At 36.5% G+C, this 21613-nt stretch carries 19 protein-coding genes; 11 read left to right on the top strand and 8 right to left on the bottom strand.

All coding sequences use genetic code 11. From position 1 onward, the window contains the following. Positions 1–124: 124 nt before the first annotated feature. Both FTRAC_RS05305 and FTRAC_RS05300 read left to right on the top strand, forming a co-directional pair. The gene (locus FTRAC_RS05305) at positions 125–2548 is read left to right on the top strand and encodes a penicillin acylase family protein (RefSeq protein WP_013453203.1); all 2424 of its coding nucleotides are present in this window, start codon (positions 125–127) and stop codon (positions 2546–2548) included. Next, positions 2545–2916 carry a hypothetical protein gene (locus FTRAC_RS05300; protein ID WP_013453202.1) on the top strand — a complete coding sequence of 124 codons (372 nt, stop codon included), beginning with the start codon at positions 2545–2547 and terminating at the stop codon, positions 2914–2916. The genes FTRAC_RS05305 and FTRAC_RS05300 overlap by 4 nt, the downstream gene beginning before the upstream one ends. A gap of 387 nt (positions 2917–3303) precedes the next feature. Here the strand turns inward: FTRAC_RS05300 and rnr are convergent, their stop codons facing one another. The 8 genes from rnr to FTRAC_RS05260 form a co-directional block, all read right to left on the bottom strand. Next, complete coding sequence (gene rnr, locus FTRAC_RS05295) at positions 3304–5469, bottom strand: ribonuclease R (RefSeq protein ID WP_013453201.1); 2166 nt, start codon at positions 5467–5469, stop codon at positions 3304–3306. A 60-nt stretch (positions 5470–5529) separates the two neighbouring features. Beyond that, positions 5530–6231: a 3'-5' exonuclease gene (locus tag FTRAC_RS05290; protein ID WP_013453200.1), complete on the bottom strand. Its 702-nt coding sequence runs from the start codon at positions 6229–6231 to the stop codon at positions 5530–5532. A gap of 318 nt (positions 6232–6549) precedes the next feature. Next, positions 6550–7434, bottom strand: a complete 885-nt coding sequence (locus FTRAC_RS05285) for an alpha/beta hydrolase family protein (RefSeq protein WP_013453199.1) — start codon at positions 7432–7434, stop codon at positions 6550–6552. Between the two features lie 141 nt (positions 7435–7575). After that, positions 7576–8277 (bottom strand): N-formylglutamate amidohydrolase, encoded by a 702-nt coding sequence (locus FTRAC_RS05280; RefSeq protein WP_013453198.1) that lies wholly within the window; start codon positions 8275–8277, stop codon positions 7576–7578. Beyond that, positions 8277–9512 (bottom strand): carboxylate-amine ligase, encoded by a 1236-nt coding sequence (locus FTRAC_RS05275; RefSeq protein WP_013453197.1) that lies wholly within the window; start codon positions 9510–9512, stop codon positions 8277–8279. Before FTRAC_RS05275 ends, FTRAC_RS05280 begins: the two co-directional genes overlap by 1 nt. Before the next feature lies 1 nt (position 9513). Continuing rightward, positions 9514–10977, bottom strand: a complete 1464-nt coding sequence (locus tag FTRAC_RS05270) for a RimK family protein (protein ID WP_013453196.1) — start codon at positions 10975–10977, stop codon at positions 9514–9516. Next, complete coding sequence (locus tag FTRAC_RS05265; protein WP_013453195.1) at positions 10974–11675, bottom strand: C39 family peptidase; 702 nt, start codon at positions 11673–11675, stop codon at positions 10974–10976. The genes FTRAC_RS05270 and FTRAC_RS05265 overlap by 4 nt, the downstream gene beginning before the upstream one ends. Before the next feature lie 121 nt (positions 11676–11796). Continuing rightward, complete coding sequence (locus FTRAC_RS05260) at positions 11797–12768, bottom strand: calcium/sodium antiporter (protein ID WP_041649552.1); 972 nt, start codon at positions 12766–12768, stop codon at positions 11797–11799. A gap of 142 nt (positions 12769–12910) precedes the next feature. Here FTRAC_RS05260 and FTRAC_RS05255 point away from each other — a divergent pair, with 142 nt between their 5' ends. The 9 genes from FTRAC_RS05255 to aroF all read left to right on the top strand — a co-directional run bounded on the left by FTRAC_RS05255 (position 12911) and on the right by aroF (position 21578). Then, positions 12911–13135: a 30S ribosomal protein THX gene (locus tag FTRAC_RS05255; RefSeq protein ID WP_013453193.1), complete on the top strand. Its 225-nt coding sequence runs from the start codon at positions 12911–12913 to the stop codon at positions 13133–13135. 347 nt (positions 13136–13482) lie between these two features. Continuing rightward, positions 13483–14895, top strand: a complete 1413-nt coding sequence (locus FTRAC_RS05250) for an anthranilate synthase component I family protein (RefSeq protein ID WP_013453192.1) — start codon at positions 13483–13485, stop codon at positions 14893–14895. Positions 14896–14904: 9 nt separating this feature from the next. Beyond that, entirely contained in the window at positions 14905–15471 is a 567-nt protein-coding gene (locus tag FTRAC_RS05245) for an anthranilate synthase component II (RefSeq protein WP_013453191.1), read from the top strand. Between the two features lie 76 nt (positions 15472–15547). After that, entirely contained in the window at positions 15548–16534 is a 987-nt protein-coding gene (gene trpD, locus FTRAC_RS05240; RefSeq protein ID WP_013453190.1) for an anthranilate phosphoribosyltransferase, read from the top strand. A gap of 139 nt (positions 16535–16673) precedes the next feature. After that, positions 16674–17495 carry an indole-3-glycerol phosphate synthase TrpC gene (trpC, locus tag FTRAC_RS05235; RefSeq protein WP_013453189.1) on the top strand — a complete coding sequence of 274 codons (822 nt, stop codon included), beginning with the start codon at positions 16674–16676 and terminating at the stop codon, positions 17493–17495. 18 nt (positions 17496–17513) lie between these two features. Beyond that, positions 17514–18182, top strand: a complete 669-nt coding sequence (locus FTRAC_RS05230) for a phosphoribosylanthranilate isomerase (RefSeq protein ID WP_013453188.1) — start codon at positions 17514–17516, stop codon at positions 18180–18182. A gap of 155 nt (positions 18183–18337) precedes the next feature. After that, a complete protein-coding gene (gene trpB, locus FTRAC_RS05225; protein WP_013453187.1) occupies positions 18338–19519 on the top strand; it encodes a tryptophan synthase subunit beta in 1182 nt (393 codons plus the stop codon). 103 nt (positions 19520–19622) lie between these two features. Next, on the top strand, positions 19623–20417 hold the full coding sequence (gene trpA / locus FTRAC_RS05220) for a tryptophan synthase subunit alpha (protein ID WP_013453186.1): 795 nt from the start codon (positions 19623–19625) through the stop codon (positions 20415–20417). Positions 20418–20564: 147 nt separating this feature from the next. Next, positions 20565–21578: a 3-deoxy-7-phosphoheptulonate synthase gene (gene aroF, locus FTRAC_RS05215; RefSeq protein ID WP_013453185.1), complete on the top strand. Its 1014-nt coding sequence runs from the start codon at positions 20565–20567 to the stop codon at positions 21576–21578. The last annotated feature ends 35 nt before the right edge of the window (positions 21579–21613 follow it).

Genomic DNA, 21613 nt, shown 5'->3' with positions numbered 1-21613 from the left:
AATCTGTGACTTTTTAATGTCTCTACATAAGTTTTATTAGGTTCAACATAATTTTTATAGCATTCCATTATATTATAAATCCAATTTTTTATACATTAGGCGATGATTTAACGCTTCATTCCCTATGAATTTTATAAAATTTATTTTTCCCTTTCTTATTTCTTTGGCATTAGTTGTTGGGCTGAATAACAAATGGGGACAAGTTCCGCCATTAGGTAAGTTTCTGGATCCTTACAGTGGTTTTTGGGCTAATTCAGACGATAAAGACGTTGCATTTGAAGAAAGCCCTTCAATCCCAGGACTTAATGAAACCGTAAGCATTTATTACGATTCCATTTTGGTACCACATGTATATGCCAATAATGATCATGATTTATACATGGCGCAAGGTTATGTAACTGCACAAAATCGATTATGGCAGATGGAGTTTCAAACACATGCATCAGGTGGTAGGGTTTCCGAAATCATAGGGAAAGACGCATTAGATTTTGACCGCTATCAGAGAAGGAATGGTTTGCTGTATGGTGCTGAAAAAGCTGTTAAGTTAATGGCAGAAGATCCAACCATCGGGCCAATTTTAAATGCTTATACTGAAGGTGTAAATCAGTATATAGCTTCTTTAGAATATAAAGACCTTCCTATTGAATATAAACTACTGGACTACAAACCCGAAAAATGGTCTAATTTGAAATCTGGACTACTTCTAAAATACATGGCAAATGACTTAGCTGGTGGTGATAGCGATGCTGAAAACACTCACTTGCTAAAAATGCTAGGGAAAGAAAGATTTGATTTCTTATTTCCTGATAGATATCAAGATTTCGATCCTGTGATCCCTAAAAGTAGGGAATGGGATTTTGATGCCGAAACAGTTGAGAGACCTGATTCTATTGAATTCCCATTAGTTTTTCCGGATGATAAAGCCCCACAGCCTGATCCGCAAAATGGAAGTAACAACTGGACTGTTCATGGCAGCAAAACCTCAACAGGCAAACCAATGCTTGCAAATGATCCGCATTTAGGTTTAAACTTGCCATCTATTTGGTATGTAATGCATTTAAATTCACCAACTGTAAATGTGTACGGCTCAACCTTGCCGGGTGCTTTAGGTGTAATTATTGGATTTAACGACAGCGTTTCATGGGGTGTCACTAATGCTACCAGAGATGTACGAGACTGGTATCATATTACTTTTAAAAGTGATGAGAAAAAGGAATACAGGTATAATGGGAAATGGCTAAAAACTCAAAAAGTAATTCAAGAATTTAAAATTCGTGGAGATGAAAATTACTTTGATACTATTTACTATACTCACCATGGCCCAATTGTTTATGATGAGAGTTTCAGATCAGAAAACAGCAAAACTGACTTTGCACTGAGATGGACAGCTCATGATCCATCAAACGAGCAGTTGACTTTCCATTTATTGAACAGGGCTAAAAATTATGGAGACTATGAAAAAGCTCTAACCTACTACGATTGCCCAGCACAAAACTTTGCTTTTGCAGATGTGCATGGTGATATAGCTTTATGGATAAATGGAAAATTTCCATTACGCTGGGAAGAGCAAGGAAAATTTATCATGGACGGTTCAAGAGCAGACATGGATTGGGCTGGTTTTATTCCCAGAGGACATAACGCCTACATGAAAAATCCTGAACAAGGCTATTTAAGTTCAGCCAATCAAATTCCTGTGGATAGCACCTATCCGTATTATCATTACGATAGAGGTTTTGAACACTACAGAAATAGAAGATTGAATCGTAAATTAGAGACTTTGCAAAATATCACAGTAGAAGATATGATGAGATTGCAAAATGATAATTTCTCTCTATTAGCGTCTGATATCTTGCCTAGTATTTTGGATAGTTTAAACCGAAATAACATGAGTGAAACCGAAAAAATAGCTTTTGACGCACTCTCTAATTGGAATTTTATGGCTGATCAAGATGCTGTAGCTCCTGCTTATTTCGAAATATTATGGGATGATTTATACAGAAATTTATGGGATGAGTTTTATGGGTTGGATACTAAAGTCAGAAGACCAGAATTGCCTGTTACAGTTGAAATTTTAAAAGAGCATCCTGAAGAAAAATATATAGACAATCAAAAGACAGACAAAAAGGAAAGCACAACTGATTTATATCAAATGAGCTTTAAATCAGCTGTTGATTCAGTCGAGACTTGGAAATCAGCCAATGAGAAAGAATTAACATGGAGTAATTTTAAAAATACTACAGTCCAACATTTGGCCAGATTAGCTCCATTTAGTACTGATAATATTCAAATAGGAGGGAACAGACATATTTTGAATGCAACTTCTGGAAGACACGGTCCATCGTGGAGAATGGTTGTTTCCTTAGAACAGCCAATCAAGGCATATGGCGTATATCCAGGAGGACAATCCGGGAACCCAGGTAGTTATTACTATGATAACTTGATTGAGCCTTGGAGCAATGGAGAATATTATGAATTGGAAAACAAAGCCAATGCATCCGATCTTAACAATATTATTTTCACTCAAACTTTAACACCTGAAGCAAAATGAAATTTATCATCAGAACGATAATAATTGTAGTAGCAGCACATTTTTCTTTGCTTTATTTCCCATGGTGGTCCATGGCAATTTGTGCATTTTTTGCTGGAGCAATTATAGCAGGTAAAAACCTAAGCACTTTCTTTAGTGGATTTGTTGGACTTGGTTTCCTGTGGCTTATCCAAGCATTTATTATTCATAATGACTCAGGCGGTATATTATCCAATAAAATTGCTGAGTTATTCGGCTTGAGTGATGGAATTTATATGGTGGTAATATCAGGGATAGTTGCAGCTTTAGTGGGCGGATTCAGCACTTTGAGTGGTTTCCGGTTTCGTAAAATGTTTAGTAGAAATAAGAGCAGAGGGTTGTATAGGTAGATTGCTTAATTTATGCTTTAAAAGACTTTGTAAAAAAACAACTAGGCATTTCTGTGACAAAAATATGGTAAGTGGTACGATCTGGGAAATTTGCACAACTGCCATGGCAAGCGTCAGCTTGTGTTTATAAGCTTAAGTGTAAACTCAGCTACAACATGAATATAGTTCCAAGCGGACGGTTGAACCAGTGGTGGAATCTGTGTACGAGCTGGGAAGCTCCACCAGCTCTTTAGGAAGACACCACATCTGATATTAAAAACTCAGCTTCAGCTACATTCTTCTCTGTAATCTTTGTGAAAATCTCAGTGAAACTCCGTGGTTAATCCTTTACAGCCTTTGGCTGTCCTGTTGAATCTTTTGTGGTTATTAAAATCAGCTTTAGCTGAATTAATTCTCTTCCTTCTCACAAAACTCCAAGTCAATCGTTCTTTTATCAATATCAGTGGCTTTCACTCTAACAGTAACCGGATCACCTAGTGTAATCATACGCTTATTATTCCGACCTATGATTCTGTAATTCTTTTCATCAAATTCATAATAATCATCTGTCATATCAACTAGGCGAACCATGCCTTCGCATTTGGTTTCTATGATTTCCACAAAAATGCCCCATTCAGTTACTCCTGTCACTAAGCCATCAAAAGCTTTATCTTCCACGGAAGCCATGAATTCAACTTGTTTATACTTAATGGAGGCTCTTTCCGCATCTGAAGCTCTTTTCTCCATTTCCGAGGAATGCAGACATTTTGATTCGAATTCCTCAGCATTAACAGATTTACCTTGATCTAAATAATGCTGCAACAATCTGTGTACCATCACATCAGGATATCTTCTGATTGGTGAAGTAAAGTGGGTATAGTATTGAAATGCCAATCCGAAGTGGAATGAATTTTTAGTAGTATATTTTGCCTTTGCCATGGAACGTATTGCCAGACTTTCCAAAACATTCTGCTCTGGCTTACCCTGGATATCATTCATTAATGAATTTAATGACTTGGCAACTGCTTTTTCTTCTATCTCTAATTCGTGACCAAATCTTTTGGCAAAAATAGAGAATGTGCTAAGCTTTTCCGGATCGGGGTAATCGTGTTGACGATACACAAAAGTCAATTTCTGATCTCCTTTTTTCTTAGTCGCAATAAATTCAGCCACTTTTCTGTTGGCTAAAAGCATATACTCCTCCACCAATTTATGAGCATCTTGCCTTACTTTTGGAACAACACCTAATGGCTTTCCATTTTCATCCAATTTGAATTTTACTTCAACAGACTCAAAAGCAATTGCTCCGTGCTTAAAGCGAGTTGCTTTCAAATTCTTTGCTATTGAATTAAGTGAATGTAATTCTTCAGCATGGTCACCTATTCTAGCTTCTAGAATTGCCTGTGCTTCTTCATAAGCAAATCTCCTATCAGAATGCGTAATTGTTCTACCAAACCACTCATTATGAATTGTACCGTTATCATCCAGTTCAAAAACAGCAGAGAAGGTGAATTTGTCTTCATTCGGTCTCAATGAACAAAGCCCATTTGAAAGCCTCTCAGGCAACATCGGAATTGTTCTGTCCACCAGATAAACAGATGTTGCTCTATGGAAAGCCTCTTCCTCTAATAAGGTTCCTGGTTGAACATAGTAGGTTACATCCGCAATATGAATTCCGATTTCATAATGACCATTGTCCAATCTTTTGAAAGAAATGGCGTCATCAAAATCTTTTGCATCTTCAGGGTCGATGGTGAAAGTAGTGGTATCACGCATGTCCCTTCTCTTAGCAATTTCCTTTTCTGGTAATTTGTCGCTGATCTTTTCAGATTCTTTGATGACTGCCTCAGGAAACTCCATAGGTAATTCAAATTCCGCCATAATGGAGTGAATTTCTGCTTCATTTTCTCCTGCTGGCCCTAATACTTTAATGACTTTAGCTTCGGGTTTTCTATCAAGGTCTCCCCAGCTTTTGATTTCTGCAATGACTTTGTCTTGATGTTGAGCTCCCCCTAACTTATCGTTATTGATGAAAAAGTCAGTGTGGATATATCGGCTGTCTGGAATCATAAAAGCGTAGCGAACTGATTTATCAATTCGACCTACGAATTGAGTTTTCGCCCTTTCTATTACTTCAATTACTTTGCCTTCTTCCCGACCATCTTTGTTTTTCTTAGTAACAACTACTTTGACAGTATCCTTATGAAAAGCTCCTTTAAGTTTTTCAGATTTTACGATAATATCAGTTTCCCTGTCTTCAGAAATGATATAGGCCAATCTAGGATTGACATGATCTACCTTTCCAATGATAAATTCAGGTTCTTTAACCGAAACATAGGTTGCTCTAGAAGCTTTTTCAATTTTTCCCTCTTTCAGTAATTCTACTAGTACTTTATCAATTAGGCGTTTTGCTTCCGCTGTATTGCTGCCAACAGCTTTTGCAATATTTCTTACTGTAAATGATTTATCTAGATTCAAATCTAAAATTTGAAGAACTTCTTGCTTTAGTTCGGGTATGCTTTTTATTATTCTTTTGGCCTTTTTGGGACCTTTTTTATTTCTTTTTTTACTCATGTTTAAAATTAATATGTTTTGAAAAGGATGTGATTAAGTGAATATGAAGAAATCAATAAATCACTCATCCTTAGCTTTAATGATTTGCTTTTCTTGCAAGACGGGTTGACCATTCATTTTTAGGTACAATTGGCAAGTGAGCACTACATCTTTTTCACAATATTCGGCAATTCTTTTTAAATCACCTTCTTTATAATATACTTCATATACTTGACTTCCGTCAATATCGTCTTTACTAGTGGGCAAATCAAATATATGGGCCAATAAATCTAGTTTTGTATAATGTTTCCGATCTCCAAACTTCCACATTTCCAATGTATCCAGATAGGGGGTTTGCCAAGGCTTCATGCTTGAAACGTCCAATATGGAAGGAAGTTTTAATCCATTAATTAATATACGCCTGCAAATATAAGGAATATCAAACTCTTTGATATTATGGCCACAAATTACTGAATTGGTATCATCTACCTTTTGCAAGATTTGAATGAGTTCAATAAGAAGTTGTGCTTCATTCTCATTTGCTAGTGTAGTGACTCTCAGTTTTCTGTTATTCTCTTTTCCGAACATCCAACCTAAAGAGACCACCACAATTTTTCCAAATTCCGCATAAATTCCAGCTTTGGGATAGATTTCTTCAGCTGTCTCCTCATTTTTGGTTAGAAAAGAGGCTTTATGTTGCCATAAGGATTGTTCTTTTTCAGATAAATCTGCGTAATTCTCCGCTTGGGGAACGGTTTCTACATCAATAAACAGTATAGCCATTTTGGTTCATTCCAGGTTGAAGTTCGGATCAAATTATGGAAAAAATTAGAAAGAATAAAAGTTAGAAGGCAGAAGTTTGAATCCCTAGCTCTCAATGGGTAATTGGAGGCAAGAAGCTTGAAATATGAAAACTTAAATATGTCTTTAAGGGAGCTAAGAAGCTATTCTTAATCACAATTGGAAATCTGAAGAACAAACAATTATTTGACTTGTTTAGCAACAACTTCTTAATTTTAAAGAATGCATTGGAGAGAAGTAGCTTTATTGACTATAGTCTTGATAGTAGTACGGAGCATAAATAACTTATATTTTATCAATTCAAATACTCTTCAACCACTCCAACACCTCCCGAAAATGATCTGCTTTTGCGTCTCTATGTGTTAACAAATTGATGTGATCATAATCGTGTTTATAACCTTGCTTTTTGCCAATAACTTTAAATGTAAAGTTGTCCTGATCACCTATTTCCTTGAGTAATCGCTTGCAATCTACTGGGTGGCCAATTTGCATATCGTTGGCTCCTGTTATGGAGAGAATTGGGGGAACTGCTTTGGTTTGAAGGGCATCAGCATAATCAAAGCCGTCTCTTAGGTCTTTCCATTCTCGGGAGCGGACCCATTTATTTACTTCCAAGAAATAGTCTTTGGCTTCATCGGAACTGCCTATTTTATACTGTCTGGCAGGTAAATAGCCTTTAGTTTTAGCTAGAAATGTGCAAAATCCAAACCACAATAAATCTACTATCAACAACTTTTTGAAATTTCTTACTCTTATATCTCTTTTACTTCCAAAAAAGACCATTGATTTTAAATTGGGCGCTTCATTTTTCGCTAAATATGCCATTAAATGCACACCACCCCAACTGTGGGAAACCCAATGGTCAGGTTCTTTTCCTGTAATGGATTTTATTTTGGCTATGAAATCAGGAATGTCTTCTTCAAAAGCAGATGCCATTCCAAAGTTGTTTTCTCGACTTGGATGAGGTTTGCTTTTTCCTCTGCCTCTTAAATCCGCTACAAAAACATCAAAGCCATTTTCGGCTAAAAAGGGCGCAAAACCTTTACCTGACTTGGAATAAAAGATTTTTCCGTCTTCTATGCTTCCATGTACTAGAAATACGGATGGAGCATTTTCTGTAGTGTAAAATCGTTTGAGGTGAAGCTGGTAATTTTCCTTTTCAATAAATAGGCTTTCTGATTGCATGCTGTAAATTATAGAAAAAGTAGTAGGCATGCATAATAAAAAGGAAGAAATTTCACGAACAACTTCACTTTTTGAGTAAGCTGAAGATTTCTTTACTCATCGGAAGGATGGCTAAACCGAATTAATTCGTAATTCCCTAATTCATATTTCGTAATTATTTTTCTTGCGGTAAGAAATAGGAGGGAAGACCCAGTTACTTATTTGGTGCATCGGATACAAGTCCATTAATTTGGTATTGACTTCCAATTCCAATCCAGCATAATTTTCTTTGTATTTTCCTCTGAAATAAGTCGTTAATCCATCATCGGTGCCTTTGTAGGGATAATTGAATTTCACTCGCCAGCTATCCATTTTTTCATCTATACTAGCTTTCCAGACTTCAGCATATTCTTGCTCTAGCTTATTTTCTGGATCAAAAAGAATTCCGATTTCTGTCTTTCTGGTTTCGCCATTTAAAATGGGCGTAAAACTATGGAAGGAGAGATGAATAACTTGATGGTTATGATGTAAATGCTGTTCTATTTTTCTTTCAATTTGCTTTCTGTATGGTAAATAATACTCTTCCACTAGGTTTTTAAGCATATCATGGGGCATATTTTTAGAAAATTCAGAGAATAAAACCTCATGTCCCAAAGTGCGGTTGTATTCAATCAATAATCGGCTAACTGAATTCGAAATCAATTTGCTACTTGCCCTTTGGCTAATATATTTCGCAATTTCCAAAGCACCTTTATCCCAACCACGGTGGCTTTGCAATACAGCCGTTTGTCCTGTAAAATAGGATTGATATGGCTCGGGAATTTCATAACCTCCGTGCTCACAACTGAAAATATACTTAGTCATTATCTGAGCTCATAAAGCTTGTTTTCTTTTAGGCAATCCACCAAAACCGCATATTCCTTTTTGATATTCTCATCAGACCACTCTTTTCCTTTAAGGTTGCCTAAAATACGTTGCGATAAATTCCTATTATCAAGAATGTATTCAATGATGGCTTTTTTATCATCTGCTAAATAAACATGCTTTAAAATATTTTTCCATACATTTTCTATGCTTACTTTTCCTTCTTTGTCCATATCAAAAATTCGAAGATATTCTTCATTAGAAATCATGCTTTTCCCGCCTTTTTCCAGAGCCAATCTGTAAATTCCATAAAGCTCATATTCATCAATAGGATTATGATCTTTAATATGTGGAATAATAAATTTCAGTGCTTGCACAACAAATTCTGCAATGGCAAGATCTGCCGCAGGACATTCCTGCAAATCAATAATTCTGATTTCAATGGCATTCCTATCAAAGCGGGCAATCGCCCCTCTTGAATTCAACCACTCATGCTGCAAGCTTTTGTCTTTATCATAAGGTGCTATGTCTTCAAATATTCTCTTGAAAATTACTTTTTCGTACTCTGCTTTATTGGCAACTGATTCTGGAATTACTTTTCCGGCAATGGAAGGAATCTTCTTTTGGTTTTGCTCATAAAAAGCCAATCTGTTATCCAATATTTCTGATTTCTGTCCGTCAAAAATGGGAGAGGAGGCAGTTAAAGCAGGAATTAAGGGCATGATGTGTCTAATGGCTTCATGCAGTAAATAGAATTCTTCATCATTGGCAAAAGGTAAGTTGATATGCATACTCTGCAAATTTCCCCAGCCGTGCCCTTTACAGTCGAAAATTTGATTGTATCTGCTGTAAATTTCATTCCGCTCATGCGGCCATAATTTTACATCCTTAATTGGATTAAATAATGGATGCATAGCAGTCGGCATTAGCTGTGCATCCAATGGTTCCAAAATCTTATTGATCTCCAAAATATTTTGGTGAAAATCATGAGATAATCCTTCAACTCCGGGCATCGGATTAGTGGTTTTCAATTCCAATACGTGCAGTACCAATTCATTGGACCAGCTGATATTTCCATTTACTAGCTCATCGGTAATTTCACCTATCTTTCTTAAAATTAATTGATCAGAGATAGGCGCAGGCATCAAAGTTTTACGGTTTACAATCATGTATTCCAGTTCAATGCCGATACATTCAAAAAGGGAATAGGTTTTGGTCGGTTTTATTGCTTCCATATTAATTAAGTACCACTTGTTTAGACTTTTGAATACGGTTTAAAAACACATCCATCATTTTACTATATAATTTATCCTTCAGAACGGCATCTTCCACGCCCGTATCTATATTTGGATTATCATTGATTTCAATCACGTAAAACTTATTTCCCTTTTGTTTGATATCTACACCATAAAGGCTTTCTCCAATTAATTTGGATAGTTTTTCTGCGGTTTTAATTAATGCAGGTGGTGCCATTTCAACTGGCATAGTTTCTACTTTTCCGTACTTTCCATTGTTGTTCCAGTTCACAATCTGCCAATGTTCTTTACTCATATAATATTTGCAAGCATAAATTGCTTCCCCATTAAAAACGCCTACTCGCCAATCGAAATCCGTTTGCAAAAACTGCTGTCCAACTATCAGATCGGATTTCTCCAGTAAATCAACTACCTTCTTTTTGTATTCTTCCATATTTTCGGCTTTGCTAACCCCTTGACTAAAAGCACTGTCGGGTTGCTTTAAAATGATTGGGAAACCTAGAATATCGGGAGCAATATTTATGTTTTCCTTATGGATAATCAGCGTTTCAGGAGCATCAATTTGGTGCATTTTCAAAAGCTCAGCCAAATAGACTTTATTGCTGCATTTGATAATGCTTTCCGGATCGTCTACTACTACCAGTCCTTCTGCTTTAGCACGTTGGGCAAATCGGAAAGTATGATGATTTACCGCTGTGGTTTCTCTGATAAATAATGCGTCATAAGAAGAAAGCGTACTGTAATCATCTTTGGTGATTAAATTGGCTTGAATTCCTTTTTGATTGGCAGCTTTAATAAATTTCTGCAAAGTTTTTTCTGAACTCGGAGCAGTTTTTTCCAATGGATCCCATAAAATGGCCATCGAATATGCGGCTGTTGTACGTTCAGGTACACTGAATTTTTTCGCCTCAAAGTATTTCTTTGTTGCATCTTCTACAAAAGCTTGGTGATCTTCCGGAATATCACCCGAAGCAATTGGAGAGATACTTTGAACGCCCCATTTGCCATTACTAAATGTAAAATGAGCACGTATAAAAGGAGATTGAAACAGATTAAATAATTGTACACTTATAGCATCATATTTTTTGGAAAGGTTTTTCCCAAAATAGATGCTTAAAACAAATTTTTCGGACTTAATATCTTTAAGTGACTTTTGGATTAAAGAATCTAGCTCTGTTGACAATATTTTTACAACAGAAAGTGTTTTCATTTCCTGAATGGTGTTAATACTAGGAATTGCTTTATGCTTTCTGGCAGCAGCCAGTAATGATACATAATAACCCGTGTTTTGGTATTTGTAATCTCTGCAAAGGTTAAAAACCCTGGCATTTTTTAATTTAGAATAAACAGGATTGGTCAGGTACTGTTTTCCCGTGACAACTTCTACGTCTTGTATGTCAAAATCCCAATCTTTTAGGCTAGTGACGGTAATTATTATCTTCATTTATTTATAATTAATAAATTTGCATCATAGGTGATTACTCCTAAAAGTATAGCGCAAATAAGGTGATCAATATCTACTGAGTATAATTGTGAATCAAAAGGATTTCCGTGTAAAGGATCTGCTACTTGAACACTGCTATTTTCATGATTAATGCCGCTCAAAACTACAAAATGACCAGATGGCTGGCCTTTGATGTCATCATAAAGTACAGGCTCTTCGCCAAATTCTCTTTTCTCATTGTAGAGATAGGTTGCACTCAATCCAGTTAGAATTGGGATGTCTTGAATCAAATAAGACTGCAATAAATTTTTATTTAAGTTCTTATAGGTAATTTTCCCACCCTTTTCTAAAAATTGAATATATGCTAATGAGGCTTGTTTGAATTTAGGAGTCTTTTTAAACTTCAGTTGAGCTTTTAACTTTTCGATTAAGTTAATATTGTCATCTTGAAACCAACTAGGATCAAATACTTTCAAATTGAATGTTATAATCTCTGCTTGAAAGCCTTTTTTTAAAGCATCAATACCTAACATTACCGCCAGTGTTCCACCAGATTCCAAATATTCAATGGATTTTATGACTTCTTCTAGGCTAATTTCTTCGCTAAAAAAATTGTAAACAGCATGCAAACTCGTGGGGCCACAAGTGCTGTCATTGGGTTGTCTGGAAATATCCAGTCGGAGTGTGTTATTTTTCAAGTTAGTAGTTCAAAACTGATTCGATAACGCTGGATATTAGGATTAGTTTCCTTTAAGTAATTTATTTTTACGATAATATAAAATAAATATTAAGTTATTGATAATCAGTGGGTATTAGCCTTTATTTTCTAATGAAAATGTAGACCATGTAAGCTAGAAAAGTAGCAAGGAAAAGAATGGCTTCCCACCTGTCAAGTTTTTTGCTTTTTAAGGTGAACATGAAAATGAAAAGCAGAATGGAACCACCTATCAATACATAAAAGTCAAAATTCATTTCTGTATTAAAAACCAAAGGACTAACAACTGAATTTATTCCTAAAATGAAAGTCAAATTAAAAATATTAGAACCAATTACATTTCCAATTGCTATATCTGCTCTGTTGCGGTAAGCTGCCACAGCACTAGTGGCTAATTCTGGTAAAGATGTTCCGGCAGCTAAAATGGTTAAACCTATAAGTTTTTCACTCAAATTAAAACTTCTTGCAATATCTACTGCATTGTCAACCACAAGTTTACCGCCTAATACCAATCCCGTTATACCTCCCAAAATCATTAATAGGGTAATCCAATTGTTATGGACAGGGATTTCATCGGGAACATCAATAAGGTGATTATTCTTTTTAACGTTGTAGAATACGTAATAAATAAAAGATACAAAAAGTAACAATAGAATAAAGCCATCCACAAATCCGGAGGTGTTTTCGTCACTTCCAAAGAAAAAAGTATCATTCACCATTATGAATAATACTATTACTAAACCCATGCTAAATGGTATTTCCTTCCATACCGTTTCTGATTGAACAATCAGAGGACGAATAGTACCAGCTATACCTAATATTAGAAATAAGTTGAAAATATTACTACCTATCAAATTTCCGAATACAGCATCATCTAAACCCTGAGCTCCGGATACTAAATTAACCACCAATTCAGGAGCAGAGGTACCCATAGCTACAATAGTTAAGCCGATAGCTATTTCTGATACGTTAAATCTTTTGGCAAAGGAAGAGGCTCCATTTACCATGAAATCAGCCCCTTTAATTAATAATATAAATCCTAATATTATTAATGCCGTATCCAGTAGTAGTTCCAAATTGAAAAAGTAATATATGTTTGCTCATCAAGTTAGCATAAGTATTTATATTGGGAAACAAGAACTATAAAATTTTATCAAAATAGTTTAATTATTCTTATTTTAGATTCTGAAAATTAATTAAAATAAAAATTATAATATTATGGGAAAAGGAGATAGAAAAACAAAGAAAGGTAAAATTTGGATGGGAAGTTTTGGAAATACTAGGCGAAGACCAAATGCCTCTTCTGATAATTCAACAGCGAAAGAAGCTAAGCCTAAATCGGAGACAAAGACAGAACCTGCTAAAAAAGCAAGTACAGCAAAGAAAACTACAGCAGCCAAAAAAACCACTGCTAAGAAAAAAACTGAAAAAGCTGACAAATAATTTTGCTTATTTGAATTTGCCGTTTACATTTGTGCAAATGCAAAAAAGAAATAAAAATATCAATTGGTGGTGGACTTCTAATATTTAGAAGACAGCATTGGTATATACAATATTCAAAACCTCGCTGTCAAGTGAGGTTTTTTTTTGACTAAGAATTAACAAATATGATCAATAAATTAAATAACGCATGGTGGTGGCACAAGAAAACATCTGAAACCGGATGAAGGGATATGCCATGCTTAATTGCGAATAGAAAGGCTTACCGGACATCCGGTAAGCCTTTTTTATTTTATAATAATCAGATTTCTAAAACATTGTTAACCCAATACTATTAATTGAATTAAAAGATGACCAAAATCAAAAAGCAACACATTACGCTTCCAGCTGATTCCTTTACTCCGGTAGCACTTTACCTTCGGTTGAGGGACCAGTTTCCTCATACTTTTTTGATGGAAAGCTCCGATTATCACACCCGAAGAAATAGTTTTTCTTATATAGGGGTGCAGTCTATAGCGGAAGTGAAAGCAACTGAAGATTTATTCTATACCGAGATTGAAGGTGTCAGCAAGACAGAAAAGCTAGAAAGCAAATTAGATTTACCAAATAAATTGCAATCCTTCATTAATCAGTTTGAAGCAGAAGAATTATTTCCTCAGGAGGATTTTGAAGAAAGTGGATTTTTTGGAGCTACTGGCTTTGATGGAGTGCAGTATTTTGAGGATATTCAATTTGAAAAGGTGCAAAATGATATTCCGTTCTTGCGTTATCATTTCTACCGATTTGTGTTGGTGTTCGATCATTTTAAAGATGAACTGCATGTTTTTGAACATCAGCTTGGAAAATCTTATGATTTTGACCGCAATGATTTGGTACAAGTGATTTTGAATCGATCTGTTCCGCAATTCCAATTTAAAAAAGTAGGAGCGGAAGAAACCAATATGACCGATGAGGAATTCTTGAAAATTATTAATAAAGGAATAGAGCACGCTCAGTTGGGAGATGTTTTTCAAATGGTTCTTTCTAGAGCATTTTCGCAAGAATTTAAAGGAGATGAATTTACGGTCTATCGTGCTTTAAGATCCTTAAATCCATCTCCTTATTTATTTTATTTCGATTATGGAGATTATAAATTGTTTGGTTCTTCACCTGAAGCACAAGTCGGAGTTAAGGGCAATAAAGCATATGTCAATCCAATTGCCGGCACCTATAGGAGAAGTGGCGATGACCAAGCGGATGCAAAATTAGCAGAGGAACTTTTGAATGATGAAAAGGAAAATGCTGAGCATACCATGTTAGTGGATTTAGGTCGAAATGATCTTTCAAAGCATGGAGAAAATGTAAAAGTGGAGGTTTACAAAGAGATTCAATTTTACTCTCACGTAATCCACTTGGTAAGTAAAGTCACAGCAGATGTGCCTGAAAAATCGGCTGTTAAGTTATTGGCTGACACCTTCCCGGCTGGTACCTTGAGTGGAGCTCCAAAATACAAAGCACTTGAATTAATCAATAAATATGAACCGACCGGAAGAGGCTTGTATGGAGGTGCTGTTGGCTTAATAGGACTTAATGGTAATTTGAATCATGCCATTGTGATTCGTTCATTCATTAGCAAGGGTAATAAGCTTAATTACAGAGCAGGCGCAGGGATTGTAGCTTTGTCTAATCCGCAAAGTGAATTACAGGAAGTGCATAACAAACTTTTTGCATTGCGAAAAGCGATGGAAAAAGCTGAACATTTATTTGACCAACATCAAAAATAATAGAAGGAAATGAAGATACTATTACTCGATAATTACGATTCCTTCACTTATAATTTGGTGGAGGTCATTAGACAGCTAAAGCTGAATGTAGAAATAGACGTGATCCGAAATGATAAAATTACCCTAGATGAAGTGGCTCAATATGACAAAATTTTGCTTTCACCAGGCCCAAGCGTTCCTGAGAAAGCAGGCATTATGTTGGACTTGATTAAACGCTATGCAGCTGAAAAATCAATTTTAGGAATTTGTTTAGGACACCAAGCTATTGGCCAAGCCTTTGGTGGCAAACTTTTGAATATACAGCCTGTTATGCATGGAATTCAAAGCACAGCAAAGTTGGATTCTCACTATCTTTTTGAGGGAGTTGAAAAAAAGATACATATAGGAAGATATCACTCATGGGTTATAGATGAAGTAGATTTTCCGTCAGATTTAGAAATCACTGCTCGTTCAGAAGATGGACAAATCATGGCTTGCAAGCATAAAAAGTATGATGTGTGTGGTTTGCAGTTTCATCCCGAATCAGTAATGACGCCAGAGGGTAGCAGGATTTTGAGGAATTGGATTGCCCCCTAGCCCGCCAGCTGGCGGGGAGTAAGTCAGTACTTGACACTTAAAACTTATAACCTAAAACTTAAGACTAAAAGAACAAATGAAAGAACTTATAAATAGATTATCACAATATAATACCTTGACCAAGGAAGAAGCGAAAGCTATTTTTTTACGGATTGGACAAGGAGAATTTAATAATTCAGAGTTGGCGGCATTCATGACGCTTTTTATGATTCGTCCTGTGACAGTGGAGGAATTAAGTGGGTTCCGTGACGGTTTGATGGAATTACGTGTACCTATTGATTTGTCAGCTTATGACGGTATGGATTTGTGTGGAACTGGTGGTGATGGTAAAAATACTTTCAATATCAGCACCATGTCAGCATTCGTGGTTGCAGCATGTGGTCAAAATGTAGTAAAGCATGGGAACTATGGAGTTTCGTCAAAATGCGGAAGTTCTAACTTATTGGAGCATTTTGGCTATGAATTTACTAATGAACAAGCAGAATTAGAACGACAGTTAGATGGAAGCGGAATTTGTTTTCTACACGCTCCAAAATTTCATCCGGCCATGCGGTTTGTGGGCCCAATTCGAAAAGAATTAGGAGTAAAAACTTTCTTTAATATGCTGGGGCCATTAGTTAATCCTGCTCTTCCGAAAAAACAAATGGCAGGTGTTTTTAGTCATGAATTAGCCCGGATTTATTCCTATTTATTTCAAGAATCTGATGCACAGTATAGTGTGGTGTATGACCTGGAAGGATATGATGAGTGTTCTCTCACTGGGGAAACCAAGGTGTTTTCTTCAAAAGGAGAACAAATTGTGAAGCCTTCTGACTTTGGATTGGATCTGATAAAAGCCGAAGAAATACATGGAGGAGAAACCATCGAAGAAGCAGCTAAAATTTTTACTGATATCTTAAAAGGCGAAGGAACCAAAGTACAAAATTCTGTGGTTTATGCCAATAGTGCGCTGGCCTTAAAAGCAGCAGGCAAATACGATAGTTTGCAAGATGCTACCGAAGCAGCAAGAGAAGCCGTTGAGTCAGGTAAAGCCCTGCAAGTGTTTAAAAAGTTAGCCCCCTAGCCCCCAAAAGGGGGGATTGCTGGCTAGCTGCTAAACGTAAATAATGAAATAGAGGGTCATTTCTGTACTTTGTACCCAGTACTCTGTACTTATAACTTAACACTTAAAACTTATTACTTAGGACTTAAAACTTAAAAAAATGAACATATTACAACAAATAGCAGAATATAAGAAAGCAGAAGTAGCAGAGCGTCAAAAGCTATTTCCAGTGGAGTTTTTGAAGCAAAAGTTATACTACAAATCAACGCCAGTCAGTTTGAAATCCTATGTGATGGATGAGACGAAAACGGGAATTATAGCGGAGATCAAAAGAAAGTCGCCATCAGAAGGAAAGATTAATTCACACATTTCAGTGGAGGAAGTTTCTATTGGCTATATGCAAAGCGGAGCAAGTGCATTGTCCGTTTTAACGGATCAGCCTTCCTTTGGTGGAAGTTTGAAAGATTTGGAAGTAGCTAGAAAATTCAATTACTGCCCGATACTTCGAAAAGATTTTATGCTGGATCCTTATCAAGTGTATGAAGCCAAAGCACATGGTGCAGATGCGATACTATTGATTGCGGCCATGATTGATAAATCCTTATGCCAGGATTTAGCTCAATTGGCACATGAATTAGGAATGGAGGTTTTATTGGAAGTCCATAATCAGGAAGAATTAGATTCTCATTATGGCAATTATGCCGATTTAGTGGGAATCAACAGTCGAGATTTGAAAAGCTTTAATACTGATTTAGAAGTGGCTAGGAAATTGGCAAACCAACTTCCAACTGATGTTCCTAAAATTGCAGAAAGTGGTTTGAAAACACCTGAGGATGTGGTGGCCATGAAGAGAGCTGGATTTGATGGGTTTTTAATTGGGACTTCATTTATGAAAAGCAGTGAGCCGGGTAAAGCCTGTCAGCGATTTTCTCAGCAAGTGAAAAGCTTATTGGCGGAAGGAGTAGCTAAACCAACTGCTTAAAAACTAAATCAAAACCTTATGAAGGAAATGGAAAAACAAGATTTGAAAGTAAAGATTTGCGGGATGCGAGATAAGGAAAATATCCAACAGCTTATTGAATTGGAACCAGACTACTTAGGCTTTATTTTTTATGAAAAATCGGCTCGATATGTTTCGGAAATCCAAATGCAGGAAATTATTAAACTGAATTTTGGTGAAACCGAAAGAGTGGGTGTTTTTGTGAATGAGAGCGTTGAAAATATTCTACGTTTTGCAGATCAGGGATTTTTTGATGTGGTTCAACTGCATGGAAATGAATCTCCAGAAGTGGTAAAGTCATTAAAAGCGGAAGGCTTAGAAGTTGTTAAAGTATTTTCAGTAGATGATGATTTTGAGGCCAAAGTATTAAATAAGTATGCTGATGTTGATTACTTCCTATTTGATACTAAAGGTAAATTACCAGGTGGAAATGGAGTGAAATTTAATTGGGATGTTTTAGAAAAAAGCAAAATTAAAAAGCCATTTTTCCTTAGTGGTGGTTTAGGTGTAGAAGACATGGAAATAGTAAAAAATTTTAAATCTAAAAATCTTTATGCACTGGACTTTAATAGTAAGCTGGAGCTCGAGCCGGGATTGAAGGATGTGGAGAAAGTGAAAGAATTACTAAAGCCCCCTAACCCGCCAGCTGGCGGGGAATTCGGAAGTTAGCACTTAGGTCAGTACCGAAGATCAGACCGGAAGACCCTTTACTTAAAACTTAAAACCTAAAACTTTATACTAAGAAAAATTGAAATAATTAGAAAAAATAGTGGGGACTTATCTTTGTACTCTGTACTGATTACCCACTACTCAATACTAAAAATATGGAAATAAAAATAGATGAAAACGGATATTATGGAGAATTTGGAGGAGCTTACATTCCAGAGCTTTTGCATCCGAATATCGAGGAGCTAAGAAATAATTATTTAAAAATATCTGCAGAGCCTGCGTTTCAAGAAGAGTTTAAAGCTTTGTTGAAGGACTATGTAGGTCGACCAACTTCATTATATTTGGCAAAAAGACTCTCTGAGAAGCATGGAGCTAAAATCTATCTCAAAAGAGAGGATTTGAACCATACAGGAGCTCATAAAATCAACAATGCCATTGGGCAAGCATTATTAGCAAAACGATTGGGTAAAAAGAAGATCATTGCCGAAACTGGTGCCGGACAGCATGGTGTGGCAACTGCTACGGCTTGTGCATTGCTAGACTTACCTTGTAAAGTTTTTATGGGGGAAGTGGATATGGAAAGACAAAAGCCCAATGTAGAGCGTATGCGTATCCTTGGGGCAGAAGTGATTCCTGCTACTTCTGGGTCCAGAACTTTGAAAGATGCCACAAACGAAGCCATGAGATATTGGATAAATAACCCAGATGATACACATTATATTATTGGTTCTGTGGTAGGGCCACATCCTTTTCCTGATATGGTGACACGTTTCCAGTCCGTTATTAGCGAAGAAATGATGGCGCAATTGCAAGAGCAAGAAGGCACTAACGCACCAGATTATGTGGTGGCTTGTGTAGGTGGAGGTAGTAATGCCGCTGGCGCTTTTTACCATTACTTAAATAATGAAAAGGTGAAATTGGTTGCCGTTGAAGCGGCCGGTCATGGTCTGGATAGCGGTGAAACGGCTGCTACAACTGCCAGAGGTAGTTCTGGTGTACTGCATGGTTTTAAAACATTACTCATGCAATCTGAAGATGGTCAGGTAACAGAGCCGTATTCAATTTCGGCAGGCTTAGACTATCCGGGTATAGGGCCATTGCATGCTCACTTATATGCCAGCAAAAGAGGGATCTTTAAATATGTGACCGACAAAGAGGCTATGGATGCGGGAGTGGAATTAAGTAAGTTGGAAGGTATTATTCCAGCTGTGGAAACTGCCCATGCTTTGGCTGCTTTAGATCAATTTGAATTTAAAAAAGACGATATTGTAGTGATTAATTTGTCTGGAAGAGGTGACAAAGACTTGCAGACTTACATCAACTTTGGCAATTATTGACTAATTACGAATTACGAATTTTTTAATTACGAATTTGGAATTGAGGGTGACGTATCTGTCATGGTCTTGATTCTAGGTTCTAGACTCTAGATTCTAAAAAGAAATGACAAAGAGAATTGAACATATATTTCAGCAAAAGGGAAAAGAAAAGCTGACCATTTATTTCACGGCAGGATATCCAAATTTGGAGGATACTGGTACTGTCTTAAAAGCACTGGATAAAGCGGATGTTGATATCATTGAAATAGGTATGCCGTATTCCGATCCCTTAGCTGATGGGCCAGTTATTCAGCAGAGTAGCATGAAAGCGCTGGAAAATGGTATGAATTTGAACAAGCTTTTTGAGCAACTAGCTGATCTACGAAAAATAACGGATAAGCCAGTTTTCATCATGGGTTATTGTAATAATGTATTGAAATACGGCACTGAAAAGTTTTGCCAAAAGTGTGCTGAGGTGGGTGTTGACGGATTGATTTTACCTGATATGCCAATGCATGAATTCAAATTGCAGTTTAAGCCGATTTTTGAAAAGTATAATTTGAAGAATGTCTTTTTGATTACTCCGAAAACCTCTGAAGAAAGAATCAGAGAAGTGGATGCTCAAGAAGGCGGATTCATTTATATGGTGAGCAGTTCAAGCACCACAGGTGGAAGCTGGGGAGATAGTCCAGAAAGATTAGACTATTTGAAAAGAATTCAAGCTATGAATTTAAAAACACCAAGAATGGTAGGTTTCGGAATCAGTGATCATGAGGCTTTAAGTATGGTAAATCAGCATAGCGATGGTGGTATCATCGGAAGTGCATTTATTAAAGCATTGGACGAGGATGATTTGGAGGGTAGTATTGAGAGGTTTGTCGAAATGATAAAGCCCCCTAGTCCACAAAAAGCCCCCTAACCCGCCAGATGGCGGGGAAGATATCAGTATCTGAGATGTACACTTAAAACCTAAAACTTATAACGATTAAAAAATATAAACAATCTAAAATCTAGGAGCACCACCTATAGTCTTGACTCTAGATTCTAGAATCTAAAAATCTAAAACATGATATTACAATTAGAAAAAAACATAAACAATACCCAAAAGGAAGACCTAATCTCTTCATTGGGTAAATTCACAAAGTCAGTAAGCGAAGTCCAAACTCAAAAAGGCTTTTATCTGGTAGCCTTGGAAAAAGGGGATATTGACATTCGTGAGATAGGACATCTTGAAGGAGTAAAAGATGTACATGTGGTCTCGGATAACTATCAATTGGTATCCAAAAAGTGGAAGGTAAGCCCAGCAGAAATCAAATTACGTGATGGCGATATTCTTTCGCAAAACCATTTTAATATTATGGCAGGTCCATGCAGTATTGAAAATGAAGATCAAGTAGATGCAGTGATAGCGCATTTGGTAAAAAATAATGTAAAAATTATGCGAGGTGGAGTTTACAAGCCCAGAAGCTCACCTTACTCATTCCGAGGATTAGGTATGGAAGGCTTGAAAATGTGGCATGATAAAGCCAAAGCTGCTGGTATTAAAATCATCACTGAAGTAATGCAGGTTTCGCAAGTAGAGGAAATGTATGATTTCATTGATATCTATCAGGTAGGGGCTCGGAATACCCAAAATTTCAACCTTCTGGATGAATTGGGCAAAGTGGATAAGCCGGTTATGATTAAAAGAGGTGTGAGCGGAACAATTGAAGAATTACTTTATTCTGCTGAATATGTTTTCAGTGGAGGTAATGAAGATTTGATATTATGCGAAAGAGGAATCAGAACTTTCGAAAATATGACTCGAAATACTCTGGATATCAATGCAATTCCGGTTTTAAGAGATCGATCGCATTTACCAGTGGTTATAGATCCATCACATGGCATCGGAATCAGGAAATATGTGGAACCTGTGGCATTAGCGGGAATTATGGCAGGAGCAGATGGCGTAATTTATGAATTGCACCCTGATCCGGAAAAAGCGATGAGTGACGGGCAGCAATCATTATATTTTGAAGAAAGTAGTGCAATGGTCAATAAGATGAGGAAAGCTTATGAATTGAGAGGTGAATTGAATTGATTCTGTCCTATATTTTCTTTGTACTAAAGGAAAAT

The sequence above is a fragment of the Marivirga tractuosa DSM 4126 genome (genome assembly GCF_000183425.1).
GTDB lineage: Bacteria > Bacteroidota > Bacteroidia > Cytophagales > Cyclobacteriaceae > Marivirga > Marivirga tractuosa.
Note: the sequence above shows the minus strand (reverse complement) of the source record. Positions and strands in the feature narration are given on the sequence as shown.